Here is a 12293-nt window from a genome sequence, read left to right on the forward strand (position 1 = left end):
TCGGTGCTTGCTACATCAGTGAGTAGCCGCCACCCATTCCTCGAGCTTCGCGGCCGCAGCCCCGGAGTCGATCGCCTGGGCGGCGACCGCCATTTGCGAACGGAACCGATCCAGGATGGACTCCTGGACCCTCGACGGGTCGGACGCGAGCTCGTACGACACGAGCCCGGCCGCCGCGTTGAGCAATACGATGTCACGCACGGGGCCCTCCTGGCCCGCGAGCACGGCACGCACGACAGCCGCGTTGTACACGGCGTCCTTGCCGAGCAGGTCGTCGATCCTGGCGCGCGGGATGCCCAGCTCGCGCGGATCGATGTCGTGCTCGGTGACGAGGCCTCTGGAGACCTCCCAGACATGGCTGTGGCCGGTGGTCGACAGCTCGTCGAGGCCGTCGTCGCCGCGGAAGACCAGCGCGGTCGCGCCACGGGTCTGGAACACGCCGACGATGAGCGGGATGCGGTCGAGGGTCGCGACGCCCACGGCCGATGCCTCGGGGCGCGCCGGGTTGCACAGCGGACCGAGGAAGTTGAACACCGTCGGCACCCCGAGCTGCGAGCGCACGGGGCCCGCGTTGGCGAAGCCGGGGTGGAAGGCGCTCGCGAAAGCGAAGGTGATGCCTGTTCGGCGCAGCACGTCGGCCACCCGCTCGGGCGGCAGGGTCAGATCGATCCCGAGAGCGGCGAGCACGTCGGACGACCCCGAAGAGGAACTGGCCGCCCGGTTGCCGTGCTTGATCACGGGCACGCCGGACGCGGCTGCCACGATGGAGGCCGTGGTGGAGACGTTGACGGTGCCGAAGCGGTCGCCGCCTGTGCCCACGATGTCGAGGGCCATCGGGTCGACGGGCAGCGGGACAGCGTGGTCGAGGATGGCATCGCGGAAGCCGACGATCTCGTCGACGGTCTCGCCCTTGGCGCGCAACGCGATCAGGAACCCGGCGAGCTGGGCCTCCGTTGCCTCGCCCGACATGACCTGGTCCATGGCCCACGCCGCGTCCGCCACGCTGAGGTCCTCACGGGCGAGGAGCGAGGTGAGAACCGACGACCAGGACTGCATTTCCGTCATACAGCGATCCTATTGGGAGGCGACACGCCACGGGGAGCGGGGGCTTTGTACCAGGTGTAAAGCTGCCCTTATCCGAATCGAGGCGAATTCGTGCCATTCAGGTGAGAAAACCACGGCTTCTTTTCAGCCATAATGGGTTCTGTGACGAGCACCTCCATTTCTCCTGCAACGAGTGCGCCGGCGATCAACCGGCCCAATGTCGTGGCCGTCGGCACGATCGTCTGGCTCGGCTCCGAGGTGATGTTCTTCGCGGGTCTGTTCGCGATCTACTTCACGCTCAAGTCGACGTCGCCCGATCTGTGGGCCGCCGAGACGGCGCACCTCAACGTCCCGTACGCGCTCACCAACACGATCGTGCTGGTGCTGAGCTCGGTGACCTGCCAGTTCGGGGTGTTCGCCGCAGAGCGCCTCCAGCCCCGGCGCGCCGGCGGCGTCTTCCAGTTCTGGAGGTGGGGCATGGTCGAGTGGTTCGCGCTCTCGTACGTGCTCGGCGCGATCTTCGTCTCCGGCCAGGTGCTCGAGTACGCCACGCTCGTCTCCGAGGGCATTTCCTTCGATGCCAACGCCTACGGCTCCGCCTTCTATCTGACGACCGGGTTCCACGCCCTTCACGTCACCGGCGGCCTCATCGCCTTCCTGCTCGTCATCGGCCGCGCGTTCGCGGTCAAGACCTTCGGCCACAAAGAGGCCACGAGCGCCATCGTCGTGTCGTACTACTGGCACTTCGTCGACGTCGTGTGGATCGGACTGTTCGCGGTCATCTACATCATCCGATAGATCAACAGGAGCTGACCTCACCTCATGCGTCCCCGCGTTCCCGGCACCCAGAAGTCCCGCGCCACGGCCTCCGCCCGCAGCAAGGCAGCGCGCAAGACCGGTCGCCGCCACCCGCTCGCCACCGTCGCGCTGCTCGCCATCGGCCTCGGCCTCACCGGCGGCGCGTACGCCGCGTTCACCACCAGCACGGCCTCGGCCGACCCGGCGCAGGTACAGACGGCCTCCACGTCGTCGATCGAACACGGCGAGAAGCTCTTCCAGGCCAACTGCGCGACCTGCCACGGCATGGACGCGCAGGGCACGGTCAATGCGCCCAACCTCATCGGCGTCGGCGCCGCCGCGGTCGACTTCCAGGTCGGCACCGGCCGCATGCCCATGCAGATGCAGGGGCCGCAGGCAGAGCAGAAGCCGGTCCAGTTCAGCGACGCAGATGTCGCGGCTCTCGCCGCCTACGTCGCGTCGCTGGCCCCCGGCCCCTCGATCCCCGAGCAGAAGTTCCTCGACGGCAAGGGCGACGCCGCTGCCGGCGCCGAGCTGTTCCGCATCAACTGCGCGATGTGCCACAACGTCGCCGGCGCGGGTGGAGCACTCACGGAGGGCAAGTTCGCCCCGCCGCTGACCGGTGTCAGCGCCAAGCACATCTACGAGGCCATGGTCACCGGCCCGCAGAACATGCCGGTATTCAACGACCTGAACATCTCGCCCCAGGGCAAGGCCGACATCATCACATACCTCAAGTACATCCAGAACAACCCGTCGCCCGGCGGCTTCGAGCTCGGCTCGTTGGGCCCGGTGGCCGAGGGACTCTTCCTCTGGATCTTCGGCCTGGGCGCCATCGTCGCCCTGACCGTGTGGATCACGGCGAAGTCCAACTGACCGTTCTGTCGTACTTGTAGAAGCACAGCGTAAGAAGGAGAACAATGGCACAGGACGAGAACGGCGGTCACGAGCTGACGCCAGCCAGTTCGTCGGCCGTCGACGTGCACCGGACCGGAGACCCCGGAACGGCGGTGGTCATCCGCGACGCCGTCGAGAACCCCGGTTTCCCGCCGCACCGCCCCCGGGTGACCGACCTCGACCCCAAGAAGGAGCGGCGCGCCGAGCGCACCGTCTACACGCTGTTCTATCTGTCCATCGCGGGCTCCGTGTGGGCGGTCGCCGCCTACATGGCGTTCCCGATCAACGACAGCGACCCCGGCTCCGTGCGCCTGAACAACCTTTTCATCGGCATCGGCGTCACCCTGGCCCTGCTCGCCATCGGCATCGGCGCCGTGCACTGGGGCAAAGCCCTCATGCACGAGAAAGAGGGAGTGGACCTCCGTCACCCGGTCCGTGGCTCCGAACAGACCACCGCGCGCGCTGCCGAAATCTTCCGCCAGGCAGACGAGGAGTCCGGTTTCAACCGCCGCACCCTGGTGCGCAACAGCCTCATCGGCGCGCTGATCGCCTTCCCGCTGCCCGCGGTCGTCCTCTTCCGCGGCCTCGCACCGCAGAACCTCGACCCGGTCGAGGAGCTCTCGCAGACCATGTGGGCCAAGGGAATCCGCCTGACGCGCGACCCCTCCGGAACGCCCATCAAGGCGTCCGACGTCACGCTGGGCAGCGCTTTTCACGTCATCCCGGAGGGTCTGATCGACGCTCCCGACATGCTCGAGCAGAAGGCCAAGGCGGCCGTGCTGCTCATGCGCCTCAAGCCCGAAGACCTGCACGTCTCCCAGGGCCGCGAGAACTGGAACTACGACGGCATCGTCGCCTACTCCAAGATCTGCACGCACGTAGGGTGCCCCGTGGCGCTCTACGAGCAGCAGACCCACCACCTGCTGTGCCCGTGCCACCAGTCGCAGTTCGACATCACGCACGAGGCAGAGGTCATCTTCGGACCGGCTAAGCGGCCACTGCCGCAGCTGCCGATCACCGTTGACGCCGACGGTTACCTGGTCGCCCGCAGCGACTTCCACGAGCCCGTCGGCCCGAGTTTCTGGGAGCGTCATTGAGCACCTCGACCGCCGCAGCACCTGCGGCAGAAACCACGGTCAAGAGCGGCGGCTTCACTGCAGCGGCCGCCAACTACATCGAGGACCGCACCAGCATCTCCGGCGCGGTCAAGGAATTCGGCCGCAAGATCTTCCCGGATCACTGGTCGTTCCTGCTCGGTGAGGTCGCCCTCTACAGCTTCATCGTCATCCTGCTGACGGGAACGTTCCTGACGTTCTTCTTCCAGGCGTCGATGGCCGAGGTCGTCTACAACGGCTCGTTCGTGCCGCTCAAGGGCATCCACATGTCCGCGGCGATGGAGTCCACGCTCAACATCTCGTTCGAGCTCCGCGGCGGCCTGCTCGTGCGTCAGATCCACCACTGGGCGGCACTGCTGTTCGTGGCCGCGATCGGGCTGCACATGCTCCGCATCTTCTTCACGGGTGCGTTCCGCAAGCCGCGCGAGCTCAACTGGGTGATCGGCTTCACGCTGTTCATTCTCGCGATGGCCGAGGGCTTCACCGGCTACTCGCTCCCCGACGACCTGCTGTCCGGCAACGGCCTCCGCATCATCGACGGCCTGATCAAGGGCCTCCCGGTCGTGGGCACCTGGACCTCGTTCCTGCTCTTCGGCGGCGAGTTCCCCGGCACCGCGATCGTCGGACGTCTCTACACGTTGCACATCCTGCTGCTTCCCGCGCTCGTGGTCGCGTTCATCGCGCTGCACCTGGTGTTCGTGGTCGTCCACAAGCACACGCAGTACGCCGCTCCCGGGCGCACGCAGGGCAACGTCGTCGGCTACCCGGTCCTCCCGGTGTACGCCGCGAAGGCCGGCGGCTTCTTCTTCATCGTGTTCGGTGTCATCGCGCTCATCGCGTCGTTCTTCACCATCAACCCGATCTGGAACTACGGTCCCTACGATCCCTCCCCCGTGTCCGCCGGCACCCAGCCCGACTGGTACATCGGCTTCGCCGACGGCGCCCTGCGTCTCGTTCCGCCGGGCTGGGAGTTCGTCTGGCTCGACCGAACCTGGTCGTTCAACATCATCGTGCCGGTCGTCATCCTCGGTCTGTTCATCGTGACCGTGATGATCTACCCCTTCATCGAGGCGTGGATCACCGGCGACAAGCGCGAACATCACATCCTCGACCGTCCGCGCAACGCGGCTACCCGCACCGCCATCGGCGCTGCCGGCGTGACGTTTTACGCGGTCTTCTGGGCGGCGGCGTCGTCCGACATCATCGCGACGCACTTCCTGCTGACGATGGAGGGCGTGATCCACACCCTCCAGGCCCTGCTGTTCGTCGGCCCTGTCGTCGCCTACTTCCTCACCAAGCGCGTCTGCCTCGCGCTGCAGAAGAAGGACCGCTCGATCGCACTGCACGGCTACGAGACCGGCCGCATCGTGAAGCTGCCCGGTGGTGAGTTCATCGAGGTGCACGAGCAGCTCAGCGACTACGAGCGCTGGCGTCTGGTGAGCTTCGAGGCCTACGAGCCGCTGATGATCCGCCCGAACAGACGGGGCAAGATCACGGCCGGCACCCGGATGCGCGCGAGTCTGTCCCGCTGGTTCTTCGAGGACCGTCTCGTCCCGCCGACCCGCGGCGAGCTCGAGTCGGGCCACGGACACTACTGATCCATTCCCGCCGTCCATTGTGAGAGCGCCGGTGCAGCTTCTGCACCGGCGCTCTCGCGTATCCCCTGCCGCATTCTCAACCGACCGATCGAGGAGCAGCCCGTGGCCGATCTGACCCGTCTCTCCTCCTGGCTACGCTGCCCCGCGTGCGGTCGTGACCTGGAGCCCGTCGACCGGCTCGTGCTCGGCTGCGCCGAGGGGCACCGTCACGACGTCAACAAGCGCGGCTACGTGTCCCTGCTCGGCGCCGGCAGCAAGCATTTCGGCGACAGCGCCGACATGCTCGACGCGCGGGACGCGGTGCTCGAGAGCGGCGCCTACTCACCGATCGCCGACGCCGTGGCTGCGGCGGAAGCACTCCCGGCGGGCGCACGCGTTCTCGATGCCGGCGCCGGAACGGGCCACTATCTGCGTGCCGTTCTTGCGACGGCGCCGGAGGTGACCGGCCTCGCCATGGACCTCTCCCCCGCTGCGGTGACCCGTGCTGTTCGGTCGTCGCCGAGCATCGACGGCCTGGTCGCCGACACCTGGCGTCCGCTCCCGCTGCGATCGCAGAGCGTGGACGCCGTGCTCGACGTCTTCGCGCCCCGCAACCTCTCGGAGTTCCACCGAGTTCTGCGGCCGGGAGGCGTGCTCACCGTGGTCGTTCCGCGCGCCGACCACCTCGCTTCGTTGCGTGAATCCGGCGCCATGCTCGACATACCCGCCGACAAGGCGGACGACGTGATCGCAGCCGCCAAGGCCCTGTACGCCCCTCTGACGCGCGAACACGTCCGCTTCGTACTTGCGCTCGATGACGCCCTCCGACTCGCTCTGGCGGGCATGGGACCATCGGCTCGCCATGCGGACGCGGCTCCTGCGACGACCGACGAGACCACGGTCTCCGTCGACGTCCTCACCTTCACCGCACGCTGACGATGCGCTCCGGCGCCCATCAGTCACGGATGTGAACTCGCCGCCACCCTTTCGGGCCAATCGTCATGACTATCCCGCCAACGCGGCGTCGCCGCTGACCCCGAAAGGCCGCCTCCAGACGGAGACGGCCTTTCGATGGGAGCGTTGCGCGCTCAGCGGGCGAAGAAACCCCGATAGTACTCGTAGACCCAGCCCACGATGCACACGACGGCGAAGGCCACGCCGATGAAGCAGATCCAGAAGCCGACCGCGAGGCCGAGCATGACGAGCGCCGCGGCGGCGCCGAGGGCCACGGGCCACCAGCTCCAGGGAGCGAAGTGACCGAGCTCCGGATCGCCGTCGTCGATGTTCGCGTCGAGCCTGTCCTCGGGCAGTTCACCACCCTGCGAGGCATGCGAACGCCCCACGTAGAACGCGATGAACGCGGAAAGGATGGCACTCAGAGTGAGCGCGACAGTGCCGACCCACTCGACCTTCAGGTGCATCGGGTCGATCAGGCTCCACACCGTGTAGACGATCGCCGAGAGGATGAAGAAGACCGCGAGGATCCAGAAGAGGATTGCGTTGGCTCTCATGGGTTCACTTCACCTTGCTGTCTGCAACGTCGAGCACAGGGGCGTCCGGGGCGTCTTTGCCACCGCCGACGCCGATCGGGATGCCGGCCTCGGGGTGGTTCAGGTCGAACGCAGGCGACTCCGAGCGGATGCGCGGGATGGACGTGAAGTTGTGCCGCGGCGGCGGGCACGAGGTCGCCCACTCGAGCGAACGGCCATAGCCCCACGGGTCGTTGACCGTGACCTTGGGCGCATTGCGCGCCGTGAGGTAGACGTTGACGAAGAACGGGATCATCGAGACGGCGAGGATGCCCGCACCGATCGAGGAGACCTGATTCATCCACGTGAAGCCGTCGGACGGAAGGTAGGTCGCGTACCGTCTGGGCATGCCGACGACGCCCAGCCAGTGCTGGATGAGGAAGGTCGTGTGGAAGCCGATGAAGAGCAGCCAGAAGTGCCACTTGCCCAGCCGGTCGTTGAGCATCTTGCCCGTCCACTTGGGCCACCAGAAATAGAACCCGGCGAACATCGCGAACACGACGGTTCCGAACACGACGTAGTGGAAGTGCGCGACGACGAAGTACGTGTCGGACACGTGGAAGTCGAGCGGCGGCGACGCGAGGATGACACCGGTCAGACCACCGAAGGTGAACGTGATGAGGAAGCCGATCGACCACAGCATCGGCGACTCGAAGGTCAGCGAGCCCCGCCACATCGTGCCGAGCCAGTTGAAGATCTTCACACCGGTCGGAACGGCGATGAGCATCGTCATCAGCGAGAACCAGGGCAGCAGGACCGAGCCGGTCACGTACATGTGGTGCGCCCACACGGTGACCGACAGCGCGGCGATCGAGATCGTCGCGTAGATCAGGGTCTTGTAACCGAAGATCGGCTTGCGGCTGAACACGGGGAAGATCTCGGACACGATGCCGAAGAACGGCAGCGCGATGATGTAGACCTCCGGATGGCCGAAGAACCAGAACAGATGCTGCCAGAGCAGCGCCCCGCCGTTGGCGGCGTCGTAGATATGCGCGCCGAACACACGGTCGGCGGCGAGCGCGAAGAGCGCGGCGGCCAGGACCGGGAACGCCATGAGCACGAGGATCGACGTGACCAGGATGTTCCAGGTGAAGATCGGCATGCGGAACATGGTCATGCCGGGGGCGCGCATCGTGATGACGGTGGTGATGAAGTTCACCGCACCGAGGATCGTGCCGAAGCCCGACAGGCCGAGCCCGACGACCCAGAGATTGCCCCCGACGCCGGGTGAGAACGTCGTACTCGACAGTGGCGCGTACGCGAACCAGCCGAACGACGCCGCGCCCTGTGGGGTCAGGAAGCCGGCGACCGCGATCAGCGAGCCGAACGAGTAGAACCAGTACGCCAGCGCGTTCAGACGCGGGAACGCGACATCGGGCGCGCCGATCTGCAGCGGCATGAGCACGTTGGCGAACCCGGCGAACAGCGGAGTCGCGAACATGAGCAGCATGATCGTGCCGTGCATGGTGAACAGCTGGTTGTACTGCTCCTTGGTCTGCACGACCTCCAGGCCCGGCTCGAACAGCTGGGCGCGGATGATCAGCGCCATCACGCCGCCGACCAGGAAGTAGATGAACGACGAGATGAGGTACATGTACCCGATCGTCTTGTGGTCAGTCGACGTGATGTAGTTCACGAGGATGTTGCCCTTGCGCTCCACCCCGTTCGCGGTGAGGAGCGTGGGCTTCGGAGCGGCAGGAGCGGTGGTCGCTCCCGGCGCCGGTGCTGTCGTCGTCATGCGTCTGTCCTACTCGTTGCCAGAATCACTCGTTGCCCGTGGGGGCACCGTTGCCGGGCAGGTTGTTGTTGCGGTCGAACTCCGACCCCAGCTGACCCTCGAAGCCCTTGTCGCGGAGGGACTGGATGTGCGCATCGTACTCGCTCTGCGAGACGATCTTCACGTTGAAGAGCATCGCCGAATGGTACTCGCCGCACAGCTCGGCGCACTTGCCGACGAACGTTCCCGTGCGGCCGGTAGTCGAGAAGTACATGTAGTTGGTCTTGCCCGGGATGACGTCCTTCTTGTAGAGGAAGGCGGGCACCCAGAACGAGTGGATCACGTCGCGGGAGTCGAGCTGGACCGTGACCTTCTTGTTCTCGGGAAGGTAGAGCGTCGGGATCCGGCCCTCCTGGACCGAACCCGGCGTAGCGTTCGTGTCGTCGGGCTGCGCCTGGATTCCCGGGTCGTAGACGTTGTCGGTGACATAGTTGAAGTCCCATGCCCACTGCTTGGCGTAGACCTGGATCTTGAGGTCGGGGTGCGCGTAGGGCTCTTCGATGGCGTTTTGGTCGCGCGCGGTGAAGGCGAAGAAGCCGAGCACCAGGATGAGCGGCACGATCGTGTAGAAGATCTCGATCGGCATGTTGTAGCGCAACTGCACCGGGAGGCCGGTCTGTCCCTTGCGACGCCGGTAGACGATGATCGCCCAGAGGATCAGGCCCCACACGACGATGCCCACGATGAGGAGGACGATCCAGCTGGTCACCCAGAGGCCACTGATGCGCTCAGTGTGGTTCGTGACGGGCTGCTGACCCTCGACGAAGCCCGGCAGGAAGCCATGGAGCTGGGCCTGCGTGCAGCCCGCGAGGACGATAGCGAGTGTCGCTGCGATCGGAATTGCAGCCCATCGGAGACGGCGATTGTGACGCACCGGTGACCTTTCGAGAGACTCAAGGACAGTTCACATGCAACTGTATGTGGCGTTATCTACCCTACTCCGCCGGACACTCGGTTTCGAACACAAAGGGCCGCCCACACGGGGCGGCCCTGACGTGTTTCTGTGCTATGGAAGGCTCAGTGGAACGAGTCTCCGCACGCGCACGAGCCCGTCGCGTTGGGGTTGTCGATGGTGAATCCCTGCTTCTGGATGGTGTCCTCGAAGTCGATCGTGGCGCCGTCCAGGTAGGGCACGCTCATCTTGTCGACGATGACCTCGACCCCGTCGAAGTCCACCGTGGCGTCCCCGTCGAGCATGCGCTCGTCGAAGTACAGCTGGTAGATCAGGCCGGAGCAGCCGCCGGGCTGCACGGCGACGCGCAGGCGCAGGTCGTCTCGGCCCTCCTGCTCGAGCAGGCTCTTGACCTTGCCTGCGGCGTTGTCGGTCAGGCCGACGCCGTGGGCCTTGGTCGCGCTCAGCGCTGTGTCGGTCATGGGGCTCCTCACACGTAGGTCGAGAGTTCGAATGCGAAATCTGCGTCGATTCTACGTCCCTTTGGAGTGAGATCGCTCAGCAGCGCCCGATCGCCCGGGCGACGCTCAGCTCTCCCGACGATCCAGGCGGGCCAGCAGCAGGGCCTCCGCGAGAATCGCCCGCTTGAACACCCCCAGGTGCAGCGACTCGTTCGGGCTGTGCGCGCGGGTATCCGGGTCCTCGACTCCGGTCACCAGGATCTGCGCCTCCGGGAACTCGCGCACCAGGTCGGCGATGAAGGGGATCGACCCGCCGACGCCGGTCTCGACGGCGTCCTTCCCCCATGCGTCGGCCATCGCCTGTTTCGCCTCCGTCGCGGCCCAGCCGGCCGTGTCGACCAGGAACGCGTCCCCGGTGTCGACGTCGCTGATCTCGACGTGGGCGCCGAAGGGCGCGTGCTTGCGCAGGTGGCGCTCCAGCGCCGCGTAGGCCTCCGCGGCGGGCTGCCCCGGCGCGACGCGTGCGCTCAGGCGCACGGCCACGCTGGGGAGGAGGGTGTTGGAGGCGTCGACGACGCTCGGCGCGTCGATGCCGGTGATCGTCACCGTCGGCTGCGACCACATCCGTGACAGGATCGGGCCTGTCCCGATCGGCGTGACGCCCGGCAGCAGTGCGGCCGCCTCGTGGAACTTCTCCTCGCTGAGCGCCGGCGGCTCCGCCGCGTCGTCGTGCGAGCGCAGGCCCTCGACGGCGACCGAACCGTTCTCGTCGTGCAGCGTCGCCAGCAGGGCGACGAGGGCCAGCATGGCATCGGGCGCCGCTCCCCCGTACATCCCGGAGTGCGAGGCGTGCTCCAGCGTGGAGACCGTGAGCTTGAAGGTCACGTTCCCGCGCAGCGACACCGTGAGGGCGGGCGTGTCGACGTCGACGTTGTCCGAGTCGGCGACCACGATGACGTCCGCCGCCAGGGCCGCCTTGTTCTCCTGGAGGAAGTTCGCGAACGAGCGCGATCCGTACTCCTCCTCGCCCTCGATGAAGACCGCGAGGCCGAGGTCGAAGCCGGGACCGAGCGCCTCCACCAAAGCGCGAACGCTCGCCACGTGCGACATCACGCCGGCCTTGTCGTCGGCGGACCCCCGGCCGTAGAGCCGGTCGCCGCGCACCGTCGGCTCGAACGGAGGGGTGTCCCAGTTCGCGGCGTCGCCCTGCGGCTGCACGTCGTGGTGGGCGTAGAGCAGCACGGTCGGGCGACCGTTCTTCGCGGCGCGGGTCGCCAGCACGGCCGGCTGCCCCAGGGTCTCGCCCGAGATCGGCGCCTGCTTCACCTGCACGCTGTCGAACGCGCCCGTCTCGCGCAGCAGCTCGGCGACCGCGTCGGCGCTCGCGCGCACGTTCGCGGGGTCGTAGGCCGCCCACGAGACCGATGGGATGCGCACCAGGCGCGAGAGCTCGGCGATCGTGGCGGGCAGGCCAGTCTCGACGGCGGCCCGGACGCGCGCTTCCGCGGTGTCGGTCACCCCGTCTGCGATTCGGCCGGAAGGAGTCTGCTGGGAGTCTGTCATGCGGGTAATCTTAAACGGACCCCTGAAACGAAGGCGCAAGCGTTGGCGAAACGACAGAACCCGGCGGCAGAGGCGGAGACGCACGCCGCCGAGACCCCCGAAGAGACCGAGGCCCGGCTCATGCAGGGCAAGGGCGCCCCCACGCCCACCCGTCGTGAGCAGGAGGCCGCCCGCAAGCGGCCCCTGGTGCCCACCGACCGCAAAGAGGCCGCTCGCGCAGCGCGCACGAAGCAGGCCGAGGCGCGCGAGAAGGCCCGCGTCGGGATGGCAGCGGGCGACGAGCGCTACCTGACCGCGCGCGACCGCGGCCCGCAGCGGCGCTACGTGCGCGACTATGTGGACGCCCGCTTCAGCATCGGCGAGTTCCTCATCCCCATCATGCTGCTGGTCATCGTGCTCAGCTTCCTGCCGTGGCCGTTCATGCAGCTGTGGGGCCTGGTCGCGCTGTGGGCGTTCTTCCTGATCGCCGTCATCGACTGCATCGTCCTCGGCTTCCTGGTCACCAAGAAGGTCGGCGACAAGTTCGGCAAGACCAAGGTCGAGCGCGGGCTCAAGTGGTACTCCGCCATGCGCGCGCTGCAGCTGCGCGTCATGCGCCTGCCGAAGCCGCAGGTCAAGCGCGGCCACTACCCCAGCTGAC

12 protein-coding genes are annotated in these 12293 nt (G+C 66.9%); 6 read left to right on the forward strand and 6 right to left on the reverse strand.

Translation table 11 applies throughout. From position 1 onward, the window contains the following. Positions 1-15: 15 nt before the first annotated feature. On the reverse strand, positions 16-1065 hold the full coding sequence (gene trpD, locus ACPPVW_RS17650) for an anthranilate phosphoribosyltransferase (RefSeq protein ID WP_426624362.1): 1050 nt from the start codon (positions 1063-1065) through the stop codon (positions 16-18). A 132-nt stretch (positions 1066-1197) separates the two neighbouring features. Between trpD and ACPPVW_RS17655 the strand changes: the two genes are divergently transcribed. The 5 genes from ACPPVW_RS17655 (at position 1198) to ACPPVW_RS17675 (ending at position 6367) form a co-directional block, all read left to right on the forward strand. After that, the gene (locus tag ACPPVW_RS17655; RefSeq protein ID WP_426624363.1) at positions 1198-1842 is read left to right on the forward strand and encodes a cytochrome c oxidase subunit 3; all 645 of its coding nucleotides are present in this window, start codon (positions 1198-1200) and stop codon (positions 1840-1842) included. Between the two features lie 24 nt (positions 1843-1866). Continuing rightward, the gene (locus ACPPVW_RS17660) at positions 1867-2718 is read left to right on the forward strand and encodes a c-type cytochrome (protein ID WP_426624364.1); all 852 of its coding nucleotides are present in this window, start codon (positions 1867-1869) and stop codon (positions 2716-2718) included. 44 nt (positions 2719-2762) lie between these two features. Continuing rightward, a complete protein-coding gene (locus tag ACPPVW_RS17665; protein WP_426624365.1) occupies positions 2763-3836 on the forward strand; it encodes a Rieske 2Fe-2S domain-containing protein in 1074 nt (357 codons plus the stop codon). Further along, positions 3833-5452 carry a cytochrome b gene (locus tag ACPPVW_RS17670; RefSeq protein WP_426624366.1) on the forward strand — a complete coding sequence of 540 codons (1620 nt, stop codon included), beginning with the start codon at positions 3833-3835 and terminating at the stop codon, positions 5450-5452. Before ACPPVW_RS17665 ends, ACPPVW_RS17670 begins: the two co-directional genes overlap by 4 nt. Positions 5453-5554: 102 nt before the next feature. Further along, complete coding sequence (locus tag ACPPVW_RS17675) at positions 5555-6367, forward strand: methyltransferase domain-containing protein (RefSeq protein ID WP_426624367.1); 813 nt, start codon at positions 5555-5557, stop codon at positions 6365-6367. Between the two features lie 152 nt (positions 6368-6519). Here ACPPVW_RS17675 and ACPPVW_RS17680 read toward each other — a convergent pair whose 3' ends face one another. The 5 genes from ACPPVW_RS17680 to ACPPVW_RS17700 form a co-directional block, all read right to left on the reverse strand. Next, positions 6520-6942: a cytochrome c oxidase subunit 4 gene (locus tag ACPPVW_RS17680; RefSeq protein WP_426624368.1), complete on the reverse strand. Its 423-nt coding sequence runs from the start codon at positions 6940-6942 to the stop codon at positions 6520-6522. Positions 6943-6946: 4 nt separating this feature from the next. Beyond that, entirely contained in the window at positions 6947-8698 is a 1752-nt protein-coding gene (gene ctaD / locus ACPPVW_RS17685) for a cytochrome c oxidase subunit I (RefSeq protein ID WP_426624369.1), read from the reverse strand. A gap of 25 nt (positions 8699-8723) precedes the next feature. Next, on the reverse strand, positions 8724-9611 hold the full coding sequence (gene coxB / locus ACPPVW_RS17690; protein ID WP_426624370.1) for a cytochrome c oxidase subunit II: 888 nt from the start codon (positions 9609-9611) through the stop codon (positions 8724-8726). 143 nt (positions 9612-9754) lie between these two features. Then, positions 9755-10111 carry an iron-sulfur cluster insertion protein ErpA gene (erpA, locus tag ACPPVW_RS17695; RefSeq protein ID WP_426624371.1) on the reverse strand — a complete coding sequence of 119 codons (357 nt, stop codon included), beginning with the start codon at positions 10109-10111 and terminating at the stop codon, positions 9755-9757. A gap of 105 nt (positions 10112-10216) precedes the next feature. Further along, entirely contained in the window at positions 10217-11653 is a 1437-nt protein-coding gene (locus tag ACPPVW_RS17700) for a dipeptidase (protein WP_426624372.1), read from the reverse strand. A 42-nt stretch (positions 11654-11695) separates the two neighbouring features. Here ACPPVW_RS17700 and ACPPVW_RS17705 point away from each other — a divergent pair, with 42 nt between their 5' ends. After that, on the forward strand, positions 11696-12292 hold the full coding sequence (locus tag ACPPVW_RS17705; protein WP_426624373.1) for a DUF3043 domain-containing protein: 597 nt from the start codon (positions 11696-11698) through the stop codon (positions 12290-12292). The last annotated feature ends 1 nt before the right edge of the window (position 12293 follow it).

It is taken from the genome of Leifsonia sp. McL0607 (assembly GCF_049993355.1).
GTDB lineage: Bacteria > Actinomycetota > Actinomycetes > Actinomycetales > Microbacteriaceae > Leifsonia.

Excerpts from the sequence above, each read along its gene's own strand:
- trpD (WP_426624362.1), bottom strand. The coding sequence starts at position 1,065 with ATGACGGAAATGCAGTCCTGGTCGTCGGTTCTCACCTCGCTCCTCGCC.
- ACPPVW_RS17655 (WP_426624363.1), top strand. The coding sequence starts at position 1,198 with ATGGGTTCTGTGACGAGCACCTCCATTTCTCCTGCAACGAGTGCGCCG.
- ACPPVW_RS17660 (WP_426624364.1), top strand. The coding sequence starts at position 1,867 with ATGCGTCCCCGCGTTCCCGGCACCCAGAAGTCCCGCGCCACGGCCTCC.
- ACPPVW_RS17665 (WP_426624365.1), top strand. The coding sequence starts at position 2,763 with ATGGCACAGGACGAGAACGGCGGTCACGAGCTGACGCCAGCCAGTTCG.
- ACPPVW_RS17680 (WP_426624368.1), bottom strand. The coding sequence starts at position 6,942 with ATGAGAGCCAACGCAATCCTCTTCTGGATCCTCGCGGTCTTCTTCATC.
- ctaD (WP_426624369.1), bottom strand. The coding sequence starts at position 8,698 with ATGACGACGACAGCACCGGCGCCGGGAGCGACCACCGCTCCTGCCGCT.
- erpA (WP_426624371.1), bottom strand. The coding sequence starts at position 10,111 with ATGACCGACACAGCGCTGAGCGCGACCAAGGCCCACGGCGTCGGCCTG.
- ACPPVW_RS17700 (WP_426624372.1), bottom strand. The coding sequence starts at position 11,653 with ATGACAGACTCCCAGCAGACTCCTTCCGGCCGAATCGCAGACGGGGTG.